The 21,701-nt window shown below is 59.2% G+C and carries 20 protein-coding genes and 1 pseudogene; 10 read left to right on the top strand and 11 right to left on the bottom strand.

Translation table 11 applies throughout. From position 1 onward, the window contains the following. Positions 1 to 3: 3 nt before the first annotated feature. Entirely contained in the window at positions 4 to 492 is a 489-nt protein-coding gene (locus tag Q7L05_RS10755) for a Slp family lipoprotein (RefSeq protein ID WP_303906044.1), read from the top strand. Here the strand turns inward: Q7L05_RS10755 and Q7L05_RS10750 are convergent. Both Q7L05_RS10750 and Q7L05_RS10745 read right to left on the bottom strand, forming a co-directional pair. Next, positions 481 to 1,221: a hypothetical protein gene (locus tag Q7L05_RS10750; RefSeq protein WP_303906041.1), complete on the bottom strand. Its 741-nt coding sequence runs from the start codon at positions 1,219 to 1,221 to the stop codon at positions 481 to 483. The two genes, Q7L05_RS10755 and Q7L05_RS10750, sit on opposite strands and share 12 nt — an antisense overlap. Before the next feature lie 221 nt (positions 1,222 to 1,442). Beyond that, the gene (locus Q7L05_RS10745; protein ID WP_303906038.1) at positions 1,443 to 1,880 is read right to left on the bottom strand and encodes an RT0821/Lpp0805 family surface protein; all 438 of its coding nucleotides are present in this window, start codon (positions 1,878 to 1,880) and stop codon (positions 1,443 to 1,445) included. Between the two features lie 159 nt (positions 1,881 to 2,039). Between Q7L05_RS10745 and Q7L05_RS10740 the strand changes: the two genes are divergently transcribed. The 6 genes from Q7L05_RS10740 to Q7L05_RS10715 all read left to right on the top strand — a co-directional run bounded on the left by Q7L05_RS10740 (position 2,040) and on the right by Q7L05_RS10715 (position 8,383). Continuing rightward, entirely contained in the window at positions 2,040 to 3,449 is a 1,410-nt protein-coding gene (locus tag Q7L05_RS10740) for a cryptochrome/photolyase family protein (protein WP_303906035.1), read from the top strand. A gap of 98 nt (positions 3,450 to 3,547) precedes the next feature. Continuing rightward, the gene (locus Q7L05_RS10735; protein WP_303906032.1) at positions 3,548 to 3,796 is read left to right on the top strand and encodes a hypothetical protein; all 249 of its coding nucleotides are present in this window, start codon (positions 3,548 to 3,550) and stop codon (positions 3,794 to 3,796) included. Next, positions 3,793 to 4,071, top strand: coding sequence for a hypothetical protein (locus Q7L05_RS10730; RefSeq protein WP_303906029.1), 279 nt, complete (start codon positions 3,793 to 3,795; stop codon positions 4,069 to 4,071). The genes Q7L05_RS10735 and Q7L05_RS10730 overlap by 4 nt, the downstream gene beginning before the upstream one ends. Before the next feature lie 61 nt (positions 4,072 to 4,132). After that, positions 4,133 to 4,450: a GYD domain-containing protein gene (locus tag Q7L05_RS10725; RefSeq protein ID WP_303906026.1), complete on the top strand. Its 318-nt coding sequence runs from the start codon at positions 4,133 to 4,135 to the stop codon at positions 4,448 to 4,450. A gap of 576 nt (positions 4,451 to 5,026) precedes the next feature. After that, positions 5,027 to 6,346 (top strand): ATP-grasp domain-containing protein, encoded by a 1,320-nt coding sequence (locus tag Q7L05_RS10720; RefSeq protein ID WP_303906023.1) that lies wholly within the window; start codon positions 5,027 to 5,029, stop codon positions 6,344 to 6,346. Between the two features lie 12 nt (positions 6,347 to 6,358). Continuing rightward, positions 6,359 to 8,383 (top strand): CocE/NonD family hydrolase, encoded by a 2,025-nt coding sequence (locus tag Q7L05_RS10715; protein WP_303906020.1) that lies wholly within the window; start codon positions 6,359 to 6,361, stop codon positions 8,381 to 8,383. Positions 8,384 to 8,572: 189 nt separating this feature from the next. Here Q7L05_RS10715 and Q7L05_RS10710 read toward each other — a convergent pair whose 3' ends face one another. Then, the gene (locus Q7L05_RS10710; protein WP_303906017.1) at positions 8,573 to 11,353 is read right to left on the bottom strand and encodes a UPF0182 family protein; all 2,781 of its coding nucleotides are present in this window, start codon (positions 11,351 to 11,353) and stop codon (positions 8,573 to 8,575) included. A gap of 353 nt (positions 11,354 to 11,706) precedes the next feature. Between Q7L05_RS10710 and Q7L05_RS10705 the strand changes: the two genes are divergently transcribed. Further along, entirely contained in the window at positions 11,707 to 11,955 is a 249-nt protein-coding gene (locus tag Q7L05_RS10705; RefSeq protein ID WP_303906013.1) for a GlsB/YeaQ/YmgE family stress response membrane protein, read from the top strand. Between the two features lie 300 nt (positions 11,956 to 12,255). On the opposite strand, the gene Q7L05_RS10700 is transcribed toward Q7L05_RS10705, so the two are convergent. Beyond that, the gene (locus tag Q7L05_RS10700; RefSeq protein ID WP_303906010.1) at positions 12,256 to 12,912 is read right to left on the bottom strand and encodes an SPOR domain-containing protein; all 657 of its coding nucleotides are present in this window, start codon (positions 12,910 to 12,912) and stop codon (positions 12,256 to 12,258) included. A 431-nt stretch (positions 12,913 to 13,343) separates the two neighbouring features. Next, the gene (locus tag Q7L05_RS10695; protein ID WP_303906007.1) at positions 13,344 to 13,904 is read right to left on the bottom strand and encodes a Yip1 family protein; all 561 of its coding nucleotides are present in this window, start codon (positions 13,902 to 13,904) and stop codon (positions 13,344 to 13,346) included. A 70-nt stretch (positions 13,905 to 13,974) separates the two neighbouring features. Here Q7L05_RS10695 and Q7L05_RS10690 point away from each other — a divergent pair, with 70 nt between their 5' ends. Then, positions 13,975 to 14,403: a MarR family winged helix-turn-helix transcriptional regulator gene (locus Q7L05_RS10690; protein ID WP_303906004.1), complete on the top strand. Its 429-nt coding sequence runs from the start codon at positions 13,975 to 13,977 to the stop codon at positions 14,401 to 14,403. Positions 14,404 to 14,655: 252 nt separating this feature from the next. On the opposite strand, the gene Q7L05_RS10685 is transcribed toward Q7L05_RS10690, so the two are convergent. Both Q7L05_RS10685 and mrcB read right to left on the bottom strand, forming a co-directional pair. Continuing rightward, positions 14,656 to 15,081: a tetratricopeptide repeat protein gene (locus Q7L05_RS10685; protein WP_303906001.1), complete on the bottom strand. Its 426-nt coding sequence runs from the start codon at positions 15,079 to 15,081 to the stop codon at positions 14,656 to 14,658. Between the two features lie 79 nt (positions 15,082 to 15,160). Next, positions 15,161 to 17,455, bottom strand: coding sequence for a penicillin-binding protein 1B (mrcB, locus tag Q7L05_RS10680; RefSeq protein WP_303905998.1), 2,295 nt, complete (start codon positions 17,453 to 17,455; stop codon positions 15,161 to 15,163). A gap of 277 nt (positions 17,456 to 17,732) precedes the next feature. On the opposite strand from mrcB, the pseudogene Q7L05_RS17425 reads away from it, so the two are divergent. Further along, positions 17,733 to 17,846, top strand: a pseudogene (locus Q7L05_RS17425) (HipA domain-containing protein); the annotation flags it as partial. Positions 17,847 to 18,344: 498 nt separating this feature from the next. Here Q7L05_RS17425 and Q7L05_RS10670 read toward each other — a convergent pair. The 4 genes from Q7L05_RS10670 to Q7L05_RS10655 form a co-directional block, all read right to left on the bottom strand. Beyond that, positions 18,345 to 18,758 carry a hypothetical protein gene (locus tag Q7L05_RS10670; RefSeq protein ID WP_303905991.1) on the bottom strand — a complete coding sequence of 138 codons (414 nt, stop codon included), beginning with the start codon at positions 18,756 to 18,758 and terminating at the stop codon, positions 18,345 to 18,347. 3 nt (positions 18,759 to 18,761) lie between these two features. Beyond that, on the bottom strand, positions 18,762 to 19,028 hold the full coding sequence (locus Q7L05_RS10665) for a hypothetical protein (RefSeq protein WP_303905988.1): 267 nt from the start codon (positions 19,026 to 19,028) through the stop codon (positions 18,762 to 18,764). An 855-nt stretch (positions 19,029 to 19,883) separates the two neighbouring features. Next, entirely contained in the window at positions 19,884 to 20,843 is a 960-nt protein-coding gene (locus tag Q7L05_RS10660) for a hypothetical protein (protein WP_303905985.1), read from the bottom strand. Between the two features lie 666 nt (positions 20,844 to 21,509). Continuing rightward, positions 21,510 to 21,701: DesA/ISL3 alpha bundle tail domain-containing protein (locus Q7L05_RS10655; protein WP_303905980.1), on the bottom strand; the 192-nt coding region annotated here is incomplete at its 5' end.

Below are 21,701 nucleotides of genomic sequence, written 5' to 3'. Positions count from 1 at the left end.
ACGATGAAGAGCCTCGTTTTGCTGATCCCGGCCCTGCTGCTGTTCGCCTGTGCAACGGCGCCTGAACTCGATACAGCCGGCGCGCAGACGAGCCTGACGCCTGGGGAAGCCGTTCAGGAGTTTGGTGCCTTCAAAGGCGAGAAAGTGGTTTGGGGCGGTCGGATCGTCGGCGGAACCAATCTGGATGAAGCCACCCGCCTGGAAATCCTTGCCTATCCCCTGGACTCCAGCAACCGCCCCGATACCGAGCGCCGACCGATCGGGCGATTCCTGGTACGCCAGGAAGGCTATCTGGAACTTTCGGATTACGCACCGGGACGAGCGATAACGGTGGTGGGCCAACTGACCGACACCCGCGAAGGGCGTGTCGGTCAGGCGCCCTATCACTATCCCGTTATTCGCCCGTCCCAGATGCATCTGTGGCGCCCGGAAGCGAGAGGCACATCCGGACCATCGGTGCACTTCGGCATCGGGGTGATTTTAGGAAACTGACGGCTGACCGACGCCCAGTCGGGTCTCGGCTATGGAGGGTAACGGTACCCCTTCCAGCTCTCCCTGCAGTCGCAAGGCGCTGTAGAGGATGACGCTGGCGCCGAGCATCTCGCAAAACTCTTCCACCGAGACCGCCAGGGCATAGGTCATCGAACCGGGAGCCGTGATGAATTCATAGGTGATGATTTCGACCCCGACAGCACCGGCCAGCACAATGGCGACACCGGCGGCAAACAGCGCGAACAGACGGGGAAATAGTGCCCGGATGGTGCGAACCTGCTTCCGGGCGATGAACAGCGCGGTGATGCCAAGGGCACCGTAGATGGGAACCCAGAGCCCGTGATCGCCGGAAAAGCGCGGGAGCCATGTCACTTTTTCGAAGGCGACGCTCACCGATTCATGCAGGCCGGTACTCTCATCGAGCGAAAAAAACAGGAATCCCAGGCCGGCATACAGAAACATAGTGGTAACCGGGCCTTCACCCCCACGTACCAGTCTTTGGCGATACCAGATGTAGCCGAAAACGCCGCCGATTGCCGCCAGCTGCAAGGAGGAAAACCAGGTGGGGATGTTCATCTCGCCATTAAGATCGACCAGGCGGCGGATAATCCAGACGGGATCCCCCAGATACCAGCCCAGCGCCCGGTCACCCCAGTGGGCGGCGACCAGCAGAATCTCGAACAGCAGCAGGAATAAAAAGATTTGAGCAGGCGCACCCCGGTTTCCCATCCGCATCTCCCGTTCTTTTCTGTTCCGGACTGTTTTGAATAGGCTGCCTAACTCCATTAAGGCTAGCGTGATGGAGAGCGGATGCAATGCTCCGGGTAGAACGTATGAGGCCCAACAGCCCGCGCCCCAACCAGCCGGCGCTTGATGATAGCGTTATGGAAGGCCGCCCCTGCAAACCGGGCGGCTCGCAGGAACGGCTTTGTGGCCAACTCTCGCGGGGATCAGTCGATGACTTCCCAGGTGCCGTCGTCCCGTTTGCAGGCCGTACCGCTAGCCGTCTGCGGCTCACCCTCGATGCTGACGGTGGTGGTGTATCGCCGGCACACCCGACCGTCGCGCTCGAACGTATCGGTCGGGTTCACGGTGTACTGGTCGCCAGTTTCGCGATCCGTCCAGGAGACGGTTTGATTGTTTTCCAATGCCTGCGCCGCTTGCTCTTCATCCCGGGCGTCAAGACGTCGACCGACTTCCCGGCCAAGTACTGCACCGAGCACACCACCCACCACGGTGCCCGCAGTCCCATCACCCACCTCACTACCGATAACGCCGCCGAGTACAGCACCGGCGCCAGTGCCGATCGTTTCTTTGGTCGGCTCCTGAGCGCAGGCGACCAGGAGAAAGACAGCGGCTATAACCGTAAAAATCGACATTCGAACCATGATTGCGTCCTCCCTGAACCGTTGTGCGAGAGTTTAGTCAGCAATCCGGCCAAGGATCGCCTTTTGCGTCGGTTCGTAGCTCTGTGCGGAGGGATGACCTTGCCTGGAACCGAGTGCTCCGGGAGCGCTATGGGAATCGATCGAAGGAGATGAAACGACATGAGCACGGGCATTTTCTGGTTTCGGCGCGATCTGCGTCTGGCGGACAATCCCCTGTTGGCGAAGGCGGCTAACGAGTGCGACCAACTGTTGCCGCTGTATGTCGACGACCCGGGAGAAGGGACTGAATGGGCGGAAGGTGCAGCCTCGCGATGGTGGCTGCAACGCAGCCTGATGAATCTCGATCGTGAGCTGAACCGACGCGGGACGCGGCTGAGTGTTCGCCGTGGGAGGCCAAGTGAGGTTCTCCGCAACCTGGTGCGGACCCTGGGCGTTGAACGGGTTTATTGGAACTGTCGCTATGAACCGCAGGCACTGGCTACAGAACGCGATACCTTGGCGGCACTACGGCTGCTTGGCTGCCGGGCGGAATCAGGACGGACAAGTCTGCTGACGATCCCCGAGTCATCAGGCAAACCCGACGGAACACCCTACCGGGTTTTCACCGCTTTCTGGCGAGCTCGACAAAGGGCAGGTCTCGATCTCGATGTCCGACCCGCTCCCGCCCGTCTGCCGCCGCCTCCCCATCTGCCAGAAGCAGCCATCAACCTGCCGCTGGCCGGCCAGTGGTCGGACAGGTTTTCGGCCCATTGGGAGCCCGGAGAGAGAGCCGCCGAACGCCGACTGCAGCAGTTCATCAACAATGGGCTCGGGGCGTATCCGGGCTGCCGCGATGTACCCGCACGGGCGGGTACATCGCGCCTGTCACCTCACCTGCACTTCGGCGAGATCGGGCCCCGGCAAATCGTAGCTGCGGTTCAAGCGTGGGCTGCAGAGAGCGGCCAGGAAACAGCAGCGGAAAGCTTCCTACGTCAACTGGGTTGGCGTGAATTCGCCCATCACCTGCTCTATCACTTCCCGCAGACACCGAATCGTCCTCTGGACTTGCGCTTCGAACGATTCCGATGGGAGCCCGACTATCGGAAGTCACTGACCGCCTGGCGACGAGCCGAAACGGGTTTTCCCATCATCGACGCCGGTCTGCGGGAACTCTGGGAAACAGGCTGGATGCACAACCGGGTACGATTGATCACGGCATCCTTTCTGACCAAAAATCTGCTGGTGCCCTGGCAAGAAGGAGCGCACTGGTTCTGGGAAACACTGCTGGATGCGGACCTTGCCAACAATACCCTGGGCTGGCAGTGGGTCGCCGGCTGCGGTGCGGATGCCGCGCCCTGGTTTCGCATCTTCAATCCGGTAGTCCAGGCAGAACGGTTTGATCCGGAAGGTAATTATGTGCGGGCCTGGCTGCCCGCCCTGCGCAAGCTGGAGGGCAAAAGCGCCCACCAGCCCTGGAAGGAAGGCTGCCCCCCGACTGACTACCCTCCACCGATGGTCGACCTCAAAGCCACTCGTGAACGGGCCTTGCTGCGATTTCGCACACTCCCGAAACGGGAGGGACGGCGTTGACGAAGCAACGTCGGCGATTTTTCTTTGTCGCCCTGAATCCCCCCTTCGCCGTAAATTCGGCTAGCCTGAAAAGCAGAACCCAAACCTGAAAGCGAGCCATGGCCGAGCAGGAACTGGCTGAACTGGTGGACCTGGCCGACGCAGTCGAAGCGCGCCTGACCAAAGCCGAGGCGTTGTTGATGGTACTTCGCAGTACCTCGACAAGCACCATCAACGACAACGTCCTGCACGACTACATCCGTACCGTACAGGACCTGATCGAGGAAGCGAGAACACACCAGAACCGCTTATGGCGAGAGGCGATGAACCGCCTGCAGACGCCCCCGCGGCCCAGAACCCGCAAGTGATAAAAACAACCAGCCGACACCCTATGCGCCATCCCTGGCAGCGCCGATACGAAAGACGCATCGATCACGTTATCGATTGCGCACTGGATATGCCGTCCCGTGAAAATCTGGATGTACTACTCGCCAGCGCCGGACGACAACCCGCCCGATTACCCGAACGCATCCGCCGTCGTGCGGCACACCTCGTCCGCAATGCGCCTGCGCAGACCGACGCGATCCTTCGCTCCCGTGACCGGCTTCTACAAAAGATCGAGCCGTTTATTTTTCCGACTTGAACTAGCCTTCACAAGAAGGTTGGCCATAAGGGCCGGACATTCAACAGGGAGAGGCTTGAAGATGCAGACCTACGTAATGATGACGCGACTCAACCACAGCACTCTCGATGCGCCGGAAAACCTGGAGAGCCTCGAACACCAGGTCAAGGAACGTATTCAGGATTCACTCGGTACCGATGGTCTCGAATGGGTAGCCAGCTATGCCGTGGGCGGCCCTTACGACTACATAGACGTGTTCCGGGCGAAAGACAATGACGCAGCCATCAAGGTATCAACCATCGTGCGCACATTCGGCCACGCGCAGAGCGAAGTCTGGCCCGCTACCGACTGGGGACACTTCAAAGAGATGACCCGCAACTTGCCCGGGGGACAGGCGTAGCCGGTTTCCCGGAACGCTGCTTGTTCCGGGGTAGACGCATACTCACAAGCTTGTGCGTGGCGAGCGAAGCAAGTGCTCGCTTCAAGATATGCGGTTGCCCTGCTGCTTGTTCAGGGCGGCTAGTGCTCCGTGCGGGAAATAGTGTAATACTCAGCTGGTCTCACAAGCGCCTTCGGCGAGGCGCAGTAGCACAGGACTGGCCGTATCAATTCAAGCGAATGCAACGCAGCCTAGGAGCCTGTCTAAAAATAGACTGGCCTACTGCGGCCGCTATTCTCGGACAGGCTCCCAGGGGGCTTGTGAGCCGGCCCGAAGGGAGCCCCGCTAATGGGCCAATCCCGCGTTGCGCTGCTTGGAAAGGGCGTGCCATTCCCTGCGCAGCCCGCCTGGCCTTGGCCCATTAGCGGGGCTCTGAGTGCAACACTATTTCCCGCATGGACCACTAGCTATCGAATGTTAAAGGAGATAGGCTGAAACAGTAAGCAATTGGCCATGCCGGGTGTGTTCAGACACGGCCTGGAGAGAATTGACGCTGACTACGCGCCGGCTGTACGGCCATAATGTATGGAGGTGTTTATGAATAAGAACATCTTCGTTATCGGGCTTGATGATTTCCATCTGAAAGAGATGCGTCAAGTACGCCATGCCGAGGATTACACCTTTCACTGCCTGCTCACCACGGAAGAGGCGATCTCGGTAGAGCGATTCCCCTTTGATCAAATGCTGGAAATGGCCGAATCGCGGCTGAAGAGATTTTCCGGCCGCATCGACGCTATCATCGAACACTGGGACTTCCCGTCCAGTACCCTGCTTCCGATCCTCTGTGGACGTTTCGGTCTGCCTTCGCCTTCAATGGAAGCGATCCTCAAGTGCGAGCACAAGTATTGGTCAAGACTGGAACAGCAACGGATACTACCGGAATTCACACCGCATTTTGCAGCCCTCGACCCCTTCGATGATCGGGCGCTGGAAAAACTGGATCTGCCCTTTCCGTTCTGGCTCAAGCCGATCAAGTCTTTCTCGTCCTACCTGGGGTTCCGTATCGACAACGAGGATGATTTCCGGCATGCCATCAAACAGACGCGCCAGGGAATCCGTCGCGTCGGCGATGCGTTCAATGATGTACTGAAGTATGCCGAGCTACCTCCGGAGATCGCCGAAGTGGGCGGCAACCACTGTATCGCCGAGGCGATCGCCTCCGGCCTGCAGTGCGGGGTGGAGGGCTACACCTTCGAGGGTAAGCCCAGCGTTCACGGTCTCATCGACACCGTGAAAGACGCGCGCCGCTGGAGTTTTACCCGTTACGAGTATCCCTCCGTCTGGCCGGAACCTGTGCAGCAACGGATCATCGAGGCCTCCAAGCGCCTGATGGCGCATATCGGCTACGACAACGGCGCCTGGTGCGTGGAGTTCTTCTGGCACGAGGACACCGATGAACTGGCGATCGTCGAGATCAACCCGCGCATCTCCCAGTCCCATTCCGACCAGTTCATCAAGGTGGAAGGGGCCTCCAACCATCAGGTAATCATCGACGTTGCAATGGGTAGGGAACCGGAGTTCTGTCTCAATGCCGGCAAGTACCAATCGGCCGCAAAGTTTTTACTTCGCAAATACCACAACACCGTGGTCACTCGTGTTCCCAGCGAAAAGGAGATCGCCGCCGTGCAGGCGACCTTCGAGGACAGCCTTGTCATCCTGCTGGTCCGGGAGGGGATGTCACTGTCGGAGCTATCCAACCAGGACAGCTACAGCTTCGAGATCGCCAATATCTATCTCGGGGCACAAAGCCAGCGCGAGCTGGTCGACAAGTACCGCGAGTTATCCAGGGAATTGCACTTCGAGTTCGCCGACGGGACGCCGGTGGAGGATATTCAGTTCGAGTGGGTAAAGTACTGACGGAGGATAACCGTGCGCGTGATCAGCGAGTTTCCCCATGCCGTGCGCGAGATCGAGCACACGCTAATCCCGATGTCCGACGGCGCCCGACTGGCTGCCAGGATCTGGATGCCTGAAGGGGCTGAAGAAGACCCGATACCCGCCATCTTCGAGTACATCCCTTACCGCAAGCGGGACCTGGTCCGATCCCGGGATTCCATGACCCATGCCTGGTTCGCGGGGTACGGCTATGCCTGCGTACGGGTGGATCTGCGCGGCTCGGGGGAATCCGACGGGGCGCTGGCCGACCAGTACCGGCAGCAGGAGATGGATGACGGCATCGAGGTGATTCGCTGGATCGCCGAACAGCCCTGGTGCAATGGCCGGGTGGGAATGATGGGTATTTCCTGGGGCGGCTTCAATAGCCTGCAGATTGCCGCCATGAGGCCGCCGGAACTCAAAGCCATCATCACCGCCAGCTCCACCGACGACCTCTACCGCGACAACATGCACTACATGGGTGGTTGCCTGCTTTCGGACAATCTCTCCGAGGCCACCACCATGTTTTCGATCAATACCTGCCCGCCCGATCCAGAGCTGGTGGGCGAACGGTGGCGTGAAATGTGGCTTGAGCGGCTTGAGGGCAGCGGCCACTGGCTCGACATCTGGCTGCGCCACCAGCGCCGCGACGAGTACTGGAAACACGGTTCGGTGGCGGAGGACTACTCGGCTATCCGCTGCCCCGTGATGGCAGTCGGCGGGTGGGCAGACGGCTACACCAACGCGATATTTCGGCTGCTGAAGCATCTTCAGGTGCCGCGCCTTGGACTGGTGGGGCCGTGGGGGCACAAGTATCCCCACCTGGGCGCACCCGGACCGGCCATCGGTTTCCTGCAAGAGGCACTGCGCTGGTGGGATCACTGGCTGAAAGACGAGGAGACCGGGATCATGGAGGAGTCGATGCTGCGTGCCTACATGCTCGACTCCGTTGCGCCCTCGACCCGGTACAAACACCGCCCCGGTCGCTGGGTGGAGGAGCCCTCCTGGCCCTCACCGAACATCGATACCTGGCGGCTGCCCCTGGCCCCCGGCCGCCTCGCCTTGAGCGATGAGCAGCGACGCCGGGGCGATGCCATCCAGACGATCCAGTCGCCATTGAGCGTCGGCCTGTTTGCCGGTAAGTGGTGCTCCTATACCGCCGCACCGGATCTGCCTCACGATCAGCGCGAGGAAGATGGCGGTGCTCTCATTTTCCAAACCGCGCCGCTGGAGGAGAGGGTAGAGTTACTGGGTTCCCCCACGGTGGCACTCGAGGTGGAGTCCAGTCGACCGGTCGCTATGGTGGCGGTACGCCTGTCGGATGTGGCGCCGGACGGAAAGGCGACGCGTATCACCTACGGGCTGCTCAACCTCACCCATCGCAACGGCCATGCCGAACCCGAGGCGCTGGAGCCTGGCCAGCGGTATCCGGTAACCGTAGAGCTCAACTACATCGCACAGGTGTTCCCGAGGGGTCACCGTATCCGCCTGTCGATCTCCACTTCCTATTGGCCTCTGGCCTGGCCGCCGCCCCAGGCGGCGCGCCTGACCATCCACTGTGGGCCCAGCTCCCTGTGCCTGCCCATACGCCGACCGCGGAAAGAGGATGGCCGGGTGACTTTTCCTCCCGCCGAAATCGCACCACCGGCGCACACCCGGCAACTGGAACCCAAACACCACAACTGGCTGGTCCACCGCGACCTCGCCGCAGACGTCTCGACCCTGGAAGTCATCAAGGACGAGGGAAGGTTCTGGATTGAAGCCATCGACCTCACGGTAGGGGCCGGAACCTGGGATTGGTATACCTACCGAGATGGCGATTTCGGATCGCCGAGGGGCGAGACCCGTACCGAGCGTTTCTTTGGCCGGGGCGACTGGTCGGTGCGAACCACGACTCGCACCGTACTCACGGCGGACACGACTCATTTTCATATTCACGCTGAACTGGACGCCTTCGAGGGCGACAAAAGGGTCTACTCGAAGAATTGGGACCGCCGCATCCCGAGGGATTTGGTCTGAACCCACGGGCAGCAGCAAAGGATGCCGGCTTGAAGGCGTAACAGGCCGTTAAACAAACTCCCTCTCCCCGAGAGAGAGGACTGGGTTGAGGCGGCTAAATAAAGGTTACTAATCCCCCCCTCATCGTCACCTTCTCCCTCAGGGAGAAGGGACAAAAACCTTTTTCAACAGCCTGTTAAGCGGCCACTTTCAATTACCGGGCGTTTCGCCATCGGCAGCACCCGTCGCCTCCCCGGCCATCGACTGCAACAGACGTCTCAACTCACGCAGCTGTCGCGCGGCCTCTTCGAAACGGCCCTGGCCCTGCAGCTGCAGATATCGCTCGAACACTTGGCCGGCCCGGGCCGCGCGCTCCGCGAGTTCACCGCCCGGTGCGGCACCAGGCACATCACGTACGCCGCCTTTAAACAGCCCCTCCAGGGCCTCTTCGAAGCTCTCGGCATAGCTGAGCGTATCACCGTGCATCAGGGTCACCAGCCGCAACTCAGGATAGGCGGCTGTCTCCGCCTGAAGATAGATGGGCTCGACGTAGAGCAGGGTCTGATCGATCGGGATCGCCAGCACGTTGCCCCGGATCACCCGGGAGCCGCGCTGATCCCAGAGCGTCAACTGTCCGGAGAGCTGCGGGTCCTGGTCGATCTTGGTTTCCACCTGCTGGGGCCCCAGCACCCGCGTCTCCTTGGGAAACTGATAGGCGATGAAACGTCCGTAGTCCTTACCATCCGACAAGCCGGCGATCCAGCCGATCATGACCTGGCGATTTTTCGGGGTAAACGGCAGGATGAGGACAAACTCCTTCCTGTCACTACCCGGACGTTTCCACATAATGTAATAGGGCTCTACCGGCTGGACATTGCCGTAGTATTTCTCCGTCGCCCTGACCCAGAGGTCTTCCTGGTTATAGAACACTTCGGGATCTTCCATGTGGTACTTGGCATAGACCAGCCCCTGGGTCAGCAGGAATCCCTCCGGGTAACGCACGTGCGCACGAACGGAATCCGGCATCTCCGTTCCCGGCTTGAACAGATCGGGGAAAGCTCGCCACCAGGCATTGATCAACGGGTCGTCTTCTTCGAACACGTACAGGTCGGCGCTCCCGTCATAGGCATCCACCACTGCCTTTACCGAGTTGCGAACGTAGTTCGCCCCTGACAGGTAACCGGCCACCGAGCCGGAGAGTTGTCCCGTGCGGTCCCGGACCTGGATGAATTCACGTGAGGAAAACACTTCGCTATAGGGGTAAAAGGAGGAGCGGGTATAGGCGTCGACGATCCATTTCAGCCGCCCATCGATAATCGTCACGTAGGGGTCGGCATCGTACTTGAGAAACGGCGCCAGGGTGTTCAGCCGGTCAGTGATTTGGCGATGGAACATCATCCGGCTGTCCGGCCGTGGGTAGGTGGACAGCAGCAGCCGCGTACCGTCGAACATCCAGCCGAAGACAAACTTCCGCCAGAGGTTGCGCATGGCGACCCCGCCCTCTCCGGGGTATTGGATGTAGACATTCTGCTCACCGCTCGGGTAATCGAACTCCCGCTCTTTACTGTTGGCCACAGCCGGATCGGTGGTCAGTTCACCGTAATAGATCTGTGGATCTTCGATCTGGAGTTTGGGGTGGACGGACTGCGGCGGAATATCCTTGACCAGCATGCGGGGCAACCCGCTGGGGGTGAATTCACTCACCGGTGTCATCACCGCCCCGTAACCGTGGGTGTATTTGAAACGGCGATTGACGAACGTCTGGCTCTGCGCCGGCAGGTTGCCGAGTTCCAACTCCCGTGCGGAAATCATCACCTGCCGATAGTCGTCGCCAAGCTGGTAACGATCAATATCGACATCTTCGAACTGGTAATAGAGGCGGATTTCCTGGAACTGCCTGAATACCGAATCCAGCGCCCGCGGATCCCACAGACGCACTTCGGACAGAACCCCCTCGTTATCTTCGGCTTGCGAGCGGGTGAATTGGTCCCCGACCGAAAAGGCCTTTTGCTCCACCTTTTCCAGATCGAAGCCGCGACGGGTAAAGGCGATGTTGTTGGCGATATAGGGGCGCTCGAAGGTGATCTCGTTGGGTTCCACAACGAGCCACTGTATGAGCCGCGGGGTCGCTCCGAGGAGCAGGATCCAGACGGCGCCGATCCCGATCCAGGCAATGCCGCCGGCGACCAGATGCGGCGAGCGGCTGCGATCCAATGGCGCCACCCGACGTCGGAAAACGGAAAACAGCGGCAGTGCCGCCAGCAACGGGGTAATGACGGCCATCAGTAGGTAAGCGGGCCGGCGAATGTGCTCGTCCGTCCAGCCTGGACCGTTCACCACACCCCAGTCCGAAAAGAGCAGATGGAACAGATCGAGAATGTGGCCAAAAGCCAGCAGGAATGCCAGCCCGAAGGCGAGGACCAGAGCACGCCCCCAGTCCGGCCGACCCCGCTCGGCCTGCTGCCAGAGGAGCACGCCATGGATTCCGATAACGATGATCGCGATCAGCCACAGCAGCGTATGCAGTTGCCCGAGTAACGGCAGGGCAAACAGATAAAAGCCGGCATCCAGGCCCAGTATCGGTTCACTGACACCTGTCGCTTCGCCGGTCACCCACAGCAGTGATTCGTCCCACGCCCGAAGTCCCCAGACACCCCCTCCGAGGATGCCTGCCAGGATGGCAGCCCAGACCAACAACCGCTGGCCGCGACCGACCCAACGCACGCCACCCCAAACCAGCAGCCCGGCGACAATCGCCCCCAGGGCCACCATGCCCAACCGGACGGCAACCATGGTCCAGAACCGCTGGCTGTAGCCGACCGCCTCGAACCAGAGCATCTCACCCCAAAAGGAGAGCAACCCGAAAAACAGGGCGGTCGCTGCAAGCGTGGCCAGGCCGGCCGCCACACGGGCCTGCCGTCCGTTCTCGAACCCGCTGTAGGCCAGCCAACCACCAAGGGTGAAACACGCAAGGAATAAGAGGTTGTACATTGCACACCCATGAGACCGAAGCTGTTTCCCTTTAGACTAGGAGTCTGTCCGAGAATAGCGACCGTCACGAGGGCAAGACTATTGAGTCAGATTTTTCGGTCCTTTGAGGCGACTACGACTGCATGGACGCAGTCGTTAGACCGAGACATGCCGCCATGGATGGCGGCAGTAGAGAATGTCTGGAACCTATTCTCAAGGATGCCGAGCCGACGAGTGCGGGAAAGCATTCGGTAGAGCGAATCACGATACGGTTTCACTCTCAGCGGCCCGAGGCCCGACAGACTGCCGGAGTATGCACCCTCTCGGGCGTCGACTATAGATCTTGGAGGATCGCTAACACGGGAGGGACCCTCATGGGATTCATTGGATGGATCATCTTCGGCCTGATTGCCGGCGTGATTGCCAAAATGCTGATGCCCGGACGCGATCCGGGAGGTTTTTTCGTAACCATCCTTATCGGCATTCTGGGTGCCGTGGTTGGTGGCTTCATCGGTTCCGCACTGGGGTTGGGGACCGTCGACAGCTTCAGCCTTGGCAGTTTTGCACTGGCCGTGCTCGGGGCGGTGCTCCTGCTCTGGGGTTATCGCGCTGTCAGAAGTTAATTGCCCCCTACGGAGGGTGAACGATACCTCCTTGTGCTCAAGATCACTGGGCAAAACACGATGGCCGGAACAGAGCCCATGCGCCGAGCACCACTCCGATCGATCCCGATACTCTTCGAGCTGAGCGCATCAGGATCGAACGAGGTGCGCGAACCGCGTCGTTATCCGGAGGCACAAATGATTCAGCCCGCCGCCGAGCGGCTGGGGAGCTGCGACAGAAGGTCACGGAACGCCTATCCATTCGCCGCTCTGTACTGCAACGAGATTGGCGGGCTCCCCACCCGGATGGAGAGCGCAAAGTCAGTTACCGCCGGGGAAACAGCCCACACCGGTGCTGCGGAGCCGATAACAGACGCTTCTGGCTTCATCCATGCTGGTATACGGCCCGATCCTGACCTTGTTCAGCCCATTCACCCGTACCACGCGTATCTCCCGCTGACAGAGGGGACGCTGCTGTTCCCTAAAACCGCGGCGCACCTGTTCGGCTGCCTCCGAAGAGGCGAATGCACCAATCTGGATCCAGTACGGGAAGTCCATCGGCATTTCTGCCCTCGGAACCTCCTTCACCGATTCGGGCTCAGGTGCCTCAATCTGCCCTGTCAGTCTGAGGTTTTCCCGTGCAATCCTGTCAAGGCGCTGTAGCTCCTTGCGGCGTGGCTCAGTTATCGACTCACTATCAGACGCAGCCACAATATCCAGCACACGTTCATAGAGGGGAACAGCCTCTTCGGCACGGCCGGTGTTCTGGTACAACGCACCTAAATTGAGCAATGCATGAGGATTGTTCGGATTTTCCGCCACTGCCTGAGTCAGAAGCGTCTCGGCCTTTTCCATATCGCCGGCCACCATGGCGTGATAGCCCTTGTCGGATAACTCCACATCCCTCGTTGGTCCGGATGCACAGCCGGCCACCAGCAGCGGAAGCGCAAGGGCTACTAACTTCAGGTATGAGGTCACCAATCAACTCCTTCAGGAAATCGCCTAACAAACGATAAAGGAAAATCGGCAACGGCGCCAACCATTTGCGACCGCCAGGTCAGCAAGAGCACGCCGTATCCCGCCGGACGTTTGCCGGGCATGCCCATATCACGGGGTTTACCATGAAAGCGTCTTTCCATTTGCGCTCAGCCCCCGGGTCCCGGTTTCATTCGGAGCACATCAATGAGCAGGCATAATGGAGGTCTCACCCTCGCTGGAAAATCATCAGAGCGCCGGCGGCGGGTATCGCCCAAACACCCGCAGATACTACACTGCGATGGGGTGTTCATGGTCTCCGGGAAGATGATCAGCCGACGACAGCTGTTCCTTCCGGAGATGCTATAAGCGGCAGGGCGGGAGCGCTCGCCCGCCCCCGCCGTTTGGGAAACAACAGCTTCACGTGCTTCGGTTCAGAAGGCCCATATCAGCGCCAGCAGAAGCACCCACGCCATGACGCTTGCGCCCATGATCGTATGGGTGACCGACATCGCCTCAACCTCTTCGTGTCGCTGAGCCAAGCCCTGCAAGCCGTGATAGACGATGCTGATGGAAAGCCCAAGGGCGGCCAGGGATATGACGACATTCACCCCAAAACTGGGAATCAGCAGGCCAAACGCGGAGAGCCACAGCGGGATCGGCGCCAGCGCCGCCAGCCGATAGGCATCGGTGGCGCTCACCGGGAGATTGCGGCTGTTGGCCACTTCATGGATCATCCAGCCCATCGCCGCGAAGGTCAGCAGCTCGGCCAGAAAGAAAATGGTCGTGATGAACCGCCAGGACTTTTCTCCAAAACCGGGCAGGAAGGCATCACCGTAATGGGTGCCGGCATAGTACAGCATCACCGGCGGTATCAGCGCCAGAGGCAGTACGATGAACGTTACCAGCGACAGGATGGATGGGTGGCGGCGATGTACTTCATCCCACGCGCTGCCGGAGGAGAAGGGAAGCTGGAAAATCGCTGTCGTTTTCATGGCGGACCTCGCATCTATATCACACCATGATATATTTAGACCCTATAGTGCCAAACGTCAAGGATTCATCATGGAAAACCCGCATGGAGAGGCCGTACGCGACGGCTCTCTCGGCAAACACGATTTCGAAAGATTGTCCCACTTCCGTTATCGCCTGCGCTGTTTCCTGCGCCAGAGTGAAGATCTCTGCCGGGAACACGGTCTCACCCCATTGCAGTACCAGTTACTGTTGCATCTAAAGGGATTTTCGGGACGGGAGTGGGCCACCGTCGGCGAACTCGCAGAGCGCCTGCAGGCGAAACACCATGGCACAGTAGCCCTCATTGATCGCTGTCAGCGGGCGGGTCTGGTGGAGCGCCGGCCCGGCCGTCGGGACGGCCGGGAGATCGAAATCCATCTGCTACCCAAGGGCGACCGTGTCGTTACGGAGGTGGCACAGCTCCACCAGCCGGAACTGCGACTGCTGCAGGAGGAACTCCACTGGCCGGGTTGGGTATAAATCCGCTCCCGGCGGATTTGTGCGCTTGAAAGGCGCGCCGGCCTGTCCTTGGCGATGCAGGTCGGGCTTTAGCCCGTCGAACTCCGATGACGGCTGAAGGCGACCTGGAGGGGATCGGATGGTCGGGCAATGGAGGATCCAGGTGTCTCCGTCATTCCCTGTCACCCCCGCGCAGGCGGGGGTAACAGGGAATGACAGATTTCCCGGGCCGTGCGCGATCACCCGGGCGAGCAGTTATATCCAGGTGACCCACTACAGGTGCTCCAACTGCGCAGCCCGCTCGAAGGCGGCCCTGGCGCCCGCCGGGTCACCCCGCTCCTCCCGGGCCACCCCGATAATGCGCCAGTTCTCCGCCAGCAGGGAACGATTGGAACCGACCCAGGAATTGGAACGGGCAGCCATCTGTTCGGCCTGGCGGTAATCGTCACGCTGCAGGTACACCCGCGCCAGTTCTTGCCACAGCAGGGGATTTCGGGGTTCGATGCGCAAGGCCCGCTCCAGCACCGCGATGGCCTGCGGGAGCCGCCCGGCACGGGTTTCGGCACTGGCTGTGGCCAACAATTCGGCCACGGCCGGATTCTGTGGGGTTGCCGGTGCGGGGGGCTGCATGGCGCAGCCCGACACCAGCGAAGCCAGAATCAGCCCGAAAAAGGCAGCACGACGTACAGGTTTTATCATCTTCGAATCACCTTGCTCCGGAACGGCCGCGGTTCTGCGTCCGTCCTAAAAATGGATCGCCAAGCGGCCGAACTCCGGCTCAGCGGAAAAGTCTTTTGAACCAGTTGCCTCTGGAGCGTGCACAAGGGGCATGCTCGGTGGGAGCTGACCCACGGACAAAAGGCAGTTCCACCGCCCCGGGACACTCGCTGTCGGCACGCAGTCCGGAAACCGGTTCGGTCCAGACCAGCTCCATAGTATCCGGTAATGGCAGCGATAGCGGCTCGGCATCGAGACCGGACATCAAATCACCCCACACCCTCATGGCACCGCTGGCACCAGTGAGCGAAGTCGGACGGTTATCATCGAAACCGTTCCATACCACCGCGACCCGATCCCCGCTATAGCCGGCGAACCAGGAATCCCGCATATCATCAGTAGTACCGGTCTTTCCTGCCACCGACAGCCCTTCAGGCAATTGGCTGCGCAGACCGCGCGCCGTCCCTTCCTCGACCACGGTCTGCAGCGCCGCCGTAACCAGGTAGGCTGACGCCGGATCGACCACCTGCTCTACAGCCAGTGGATAGCGTTGCAGCGGCTTCCCTTCCGGGGTCAATACTTCACGGATGGCCCGTAGCGGGACGCGGAACCCGCCGCTGGAGAGGGTCTGGTACAGCTGAGCAACCTCAAGGGGCGACAGTGCCACGGCGCCCAGCAGCGTGGAAGCATAGGGCGGCAGATCGCGCTCGACGCCAAGCTTGCGGGCCGTGTCGAGCACATTGGGTACGCCGAGATCGAAGCCGAGACGGGCGGCGGCAATGTTGTAGGAGCGGGCCAGGGCTCGCCAGAGGGGGACCTGTCCGTGACTCTTGTGATCATAGTTGTTGGGCGACCAGTCCGGGCGTCCCGGCTCCTGCCAGAGCAACGGCTCGTCATCCAGCAATGTGGCCAGTGTGTAGCGGGACGGGTCGGAGAGTGCCGTCAGATAGATAGCCGGCTTCAGCACCGAACCGACGGGCCGGTTGGAGTCCAGGGCCCGATTGAAGCCGGGGAAACGGGGATCACGATCACCCACCAGTGCCTGAACCTCCCCGTTCTGCGTGTCGGTTACGATCACGGCCCCTTGCAGCCCCTGGTCCGGACTGCTGTCCAGCCGGTTGAGACGGCTGGTGAGCGCGTGTTCCGCCACGGCCTGCACCCGGGGATCGAGGGTGGTGAAGATCTGCAGTCCTTCCGATTGCAGGTCCGAGTCGCGGTAGTCGCGGGACAGCTGTCGGCGCACCAGATCCAGGAAGGCCGGATAGCGGGTGGTCCCCATGGCCGGCTTGTCGATGACGCCGAGCGGCGCGGCGCTGGCCTGCAGGTACTGCTCGTCGGAAATAAAGCCCTGCTGGCGCATCAGCGTCAGGGTAAGATTGCGTCGCTTCAAGGCTCGTTCCGGTTGGCGATGGGGGTCGTACCAGGAGGGTCCCTTTACCATCCCCACCAGCAGCGCCGACTCGGCGAGGCTCAGGTTCCGGAGCTGCTCGCCAAAATAGAATTGCGCTCCAAGCCCGAAGCCATGGATCGCACGGTTGCGATCCTGCCCCAGATAGACCTCGTTGATGTAGGTTTCGAGGATGTCATTTTTCTCGTAGTGGGCCTCCAGCAGCAGGGCCATCACCACTTCGGTGAACTTTCGGCGCAGGGTGCGCTCCGGGGTCAGGAAAAAGTTTTTCACCAGCTGCTGGGTGATGGTACTGCCCCCCTGCACACCTCTCCCCGAAAGTGTGCTCACCAGTGCCCGCGTCATACCCATCGGGTCGATACCCCGATGCAAATAGAATTTGCGGTCCTCGACCGCAAGCAGCGCATTGACCAGTGCCTTCGGCACACCATCCAGCCTCACCAGCACACGATCTTCGTTGTGGGCCGGGTATATGCCACCGATGTACTCGGGATCGAGCCGCACCAGGTTCAATGGCCCGGCGGCGCCGGAGAGCTCTCGCACGCCATGGTCGCCAAAGGAGACCTGCAGCGACAGCGAAGATTGGGGGCCGTCCCAGAACGTGAGCGGTCGGGTGACCAACCGGAAGTCGTCACCGCGGCGCTCGAAGCGCCCGGGCTGCTGGCCGCGCAGCCCCTCCCGATAGCCGACCTGCTGCAGCTCTTTGATAAACGTATCGGCGCTCACCCTGGCGCCGGGAAACAGCTCCAGGGGGCGGGCGTAGACCCGGGCCGGCAGCGCGAAACGGCGCCCCTCGAACTGGTCACGGACCCGGTAATCGAGCCAGGCCACGAATACCGCCCCCACCAGGAAAACAGCCAACAGGCCCAGATGGAACCACCGGTTCTCGGCAAGTCGACGCAATACACCTTTCTTTTTCGAAGTCTTCTTTTTCTGTTTCCGGGCCACTACCGCCACCTGTGTCAGAGAAACGCAGAAAACCGCACCTGACGGGTGTCCTCCGTCAGTGGGATACGCGATTTTGCCCGAAACCGGGCGCTTGTGCTGTGTTGTTGGTCCGGCAGAGACCAAAAACCACCGTGGGGGCGCCCGTCGACCGCCGGCTGCCGTTGGAAGAGCCCAAACGGACAGGAATGACCAGATTAATGGTCATGAACGGCATTCAAGACTATTTTCGTGGTCATTATACTAGACGCGCACCCAATGAATGGCGTCCATTGGCGGTGCGCGCCTCACCGATGCGTCCGCCACCCTGCGCGAACTCTATTCACGGCTCGTCTTCAACATCCTGTGCGGCAATACCGACGATCATGCGCGGAATCACGCGGCTACTTGCGACGCCTGCCCGCGTTGCAGATTGACGCTCATTTGTCACGAATATAGGTGGCCACGAAGAGAATACCGAAACCGTCAAGACGATCAGCGCTTGGCAAACCTTCATCCCGGTCAGAAAAGTTACTCTGACCCTATTAATTCTGAGAGCCCCTTCAAGGGATTGGTGGGCGGGGCCCACAACCTCAAACAAGTCTGCCAGCAACTCGGCTACCGACGAACACCCGGGATTGGCGCCTGCCGAACACTGCTGGCCTAGCCCCTTCTTTACTGTCGCGCTATTCTGTCGCGGATCCCAAACCCGCGAACTTCGCTCGCACCGAGTTCTGCTACTAACCCAAAATTGTTCCGATCAGGTCCGATTTACGCACGCCCTTTCTCGAATCCGGGAAAAACCGAATGGCCCGCGACGGCTCGCGGCAACTTTTTCCTTCCTCTCCTTACGATGGGTGTCCAGGTATGTTCTCTAAATCGGGGGAGGTTCACGGTCGGCTGGAGTGCCTGGTTATGTGTTGCTTGGGACATAGACGCTTTTGCCTATTTTGGCGCCGACAATAATTGCAGCGACCTGAACAACAAACAGAATAAATTGGCCCACCCCGGCGCCATCGTGTTGCGCGAGCATCAAGGTCAATAAGCTCAATACGATAGTAAGCGTTACAACGACAGAGATGAAGCTTGTGGCAATGGTCGAGGCGTCAATTGTCTTAAAAACCCTTGGCGTTATGTAAGTAGCCAAGAAGCCCCCAAACCCAGGGCCAAGAACCCACATAAGCAGAATGTTTAGAACATGCATCAGGCCAACACCTTCCCTCGCATGGGAAGCCACATACATTACGCCATAAAGCAACGCAGCCAGTATAAGCCAGCCTATCAGCATGAATACACACGCTGCTATGACTGCTAATGCCGTTTTCAAGACTTACTCACCATCTATCGCTGATCCTATGGTTACAAGTATTGTTGCACCTATAAAGCCGCCGTACACAAGCAACATTGGAAACCAATTTGAATTCGCTATTGCCTCGTACCATGGCGCAAAAGCCAAAGTCACTGGTGCGAGAAAAAATGCGATAGCACCACCTATGAAACCCAAATGATCGACCACTATGCCGAGAGAAATGAAGAACCCCCATAATCCTGCAACGAAATAGACAATGTACCCTGGAATCTTAAAAATCGCACCCATGTTATTTTCCTCTTTTACGCATCCGCGGTAGGAACGCCGGTTACCCTGCGCCCCCCCGCACAGACCCGGACGTGCAGTTTTCCCGCATCGGGTTCCTCAGTTGCACTCGCTTCCGCGCGGACCTTCACAGTTACCCGTTTCAAGGTCCAATTGCTATTCCCCTCAGTGAGGTTGGCTCGTGTTCTCCGATCCGACTGTGTCCGGCACGAGTTTCCTTTGAGGGCTGCGTACTTCCGTGGGGTCCTTCGCCATGTGGCTGGCTTTCCCAACCTCCGACTACTATGCCCCATAAGACACCCCACCGGCATATAGCCACTTCTGGCCCACCTGACCGCTCCCTGTTCCAGGATTCCACCCGAGCCCACACCGTTTCCGGGCTCGTCACCCGATATGTGCCCCAACTCTGACGGCTTCATCTTCTCACCTCGATCAGAAGCCCAATGGGGCTTCCCGGGTTCTCTAACGTATCTCTTCCTGCATGCCACGGCCTGAGGACTCCGCCGGATCTCCACACCCTCGCCAAATCGGGTGCCTCTGTATTGCCTTCGGTGCACGTTAAAACCCTCGGCATCCGGATTGAGCATTTCGAAGCTGTACCAGCACTTCAAGGAGCACGGTCTCCCCTACGGCCTACAGGATTCTCTGTGTACGCTTACCTCACTTATCGTTCGCGGTTACCCGCTCCTCATTGAGATCAACACTCGATACGAGTGGGTGGCTAACCCTTATCCGACAGGGACTTTCACCCTGCAAGATACACCGAGCTTATCCCGGCGCGATAACGCCGAGCTCAGTGGCAGCAAAAAGCAGAGTGAGGAACGAGCGACGCTTTTTGTCGTCCACTGGAGCCCCTTGTTATGCCTTTTTGGGCTGTGTCTCAACAAATTGACTTACAGCTTTCTCGAATGCTTTTGCAACTGATAAATCTAACTCGCTATCAAGTTGATTGGTTGCTTTTTTTGAAAACGCACTGTCTCCACTAATATTCCAATGCTCAAAAGCTTCCTTCAATTGATCCCATTCAGCATCAGCTCCATATGCATCTAAATAGAACTCCCCAAATTTAATAGCATGCAAGCGTTCACCACTTTTTAATGACTCATGCATAAAAGAATTACTCAGCACAAAAGCGTAGCGCGCCAAAGCACCAAACAGACCGACTACGATTAACCCTCTAAACAGAGTGTATAGATAGTAACTAATGCCGGTATTGCCTGTTTGATAATAGGAGTCTGCGCCAAAAATCATTGTATAGATTGCAAAAACCACCCCAATTACAATTGATAAAGCGCCTACTATTGACCAGTTCCTAGAAATTTTGTGAAATTTCGATTCTTTTTGCTCAAGAAGACTCAAGGCTGAATCTACGAATTTTTGCGACTTCGATTCGATAGCTTGCCGACTATCTTCCCTATACTTCTCTTTTTCCTTTTCGACCTCTGCAAAAAGCAGGTTTAGATCTTTCTCTTTCCGAGCCAACTCACTCTGAAGCTCATCGCGTAGTTTTTCTGTTTCTTGTTGTCGATGAAGAAACTGTTCTTCCATCCTCGCTTGTCTGGCAAACAGCTCCTGCTCACGCTCCTTAATGAGCTTATCGCGCTGAGCTAACTCATGCCTGAAGGCTTGCTCTCTTTCTAACTGCTCTTTCTTCAGATCAGCTTTATAGTCTTCTAGCTCCCGCTCCTGCATTCGAAGCCTATCGCGATACTTAGAGAGCTCTTTCTCTCTTAAGTTTAATTCCTCATACATCGCAAGCCGCTCTTTTTCTCTTTCAGCGCGCTCCTTTTCAACGAATTCCATCATTTCTTCATTCATTGCGATTTACCAATTCAGTGGGCATAACTATAAGTAGGCGGCTCAATGCCGCCTAAACCATAAGCAATTAACCACGGGCACCGTGGGACTCCCTCGCCAAACCAACCATTTGCACCGAATACTACCGATCTGCTTTGGACGGATAGGCGGTCGCTCACCGCGTAGCCGGTTATGCGGCGGCGACCCGTGTAACCGCAGAATTCTGTGGTAGCAATTCCGAAGTTTGCACCCAGCGGAGGTGTATTCCGGTGTTAGTGGGCAGGCCGGTGGTCGCGCTGGCGGGTATGCGAAGGAAATCGGCGTACTGAGCGGACGGACAGGAAAGGTTTGGCTTTGAGGGCGCGACGGCGGCAGCCGGGTCGGCATTGGCCGGCCGGTGCAGTAGATAATCTGATGTCGGGCCCCGGGAGCGGCTTCCATGGCGATGTCCGTTCTATTCATCGTTCCGACGCCTGATGTTCCGGTGGCGTCTGTTTTGACTGACATTATCGGTTAGGGGTGGGAATCGCAAGGGGGGATATCGCGGCTGGAAGCCGCTCCTACGGCTGGGGTTGCGATTCACCGGGACGGCGGTGGATTACGCGGCGCACACACGGGGCGGGATCGTCAACGTGTGTGCCGGGGCGCCGCTAATCCACCCTACGCGGCCTGCGTGGTTATGCGGGTTCAGGCGTCCCTGAGGCGGTAGCCGCCCAGCTGGCGGGCGAAGCGTTGCAGCGCTTCGATGCCGGTGGCCTCGGCCTGTCGGCACCACTCCTGCAGGGCGGTGCGGACCTGGTCGGGGCCGGCGGCCGACTGCCAGATGGTCTGGAGCCGCTTGCGGAACTGGTAGGCGGTCTTCAGGGCCTGGCTCCCTTC

The organism is Thiohalomonas denitrificans (assembly GCF_016841685.1).
Lineage (GTDB): Bacteria > Pseudomonadota > Gammaproteobacteria > Thiohalomonadales > Thiohalomonadaceae > Thiohalomonas > Thiohalomonas denitrificans_A.
This window is presented reverse-complemented; position numbering and strand designations above follow the sequence as displayed.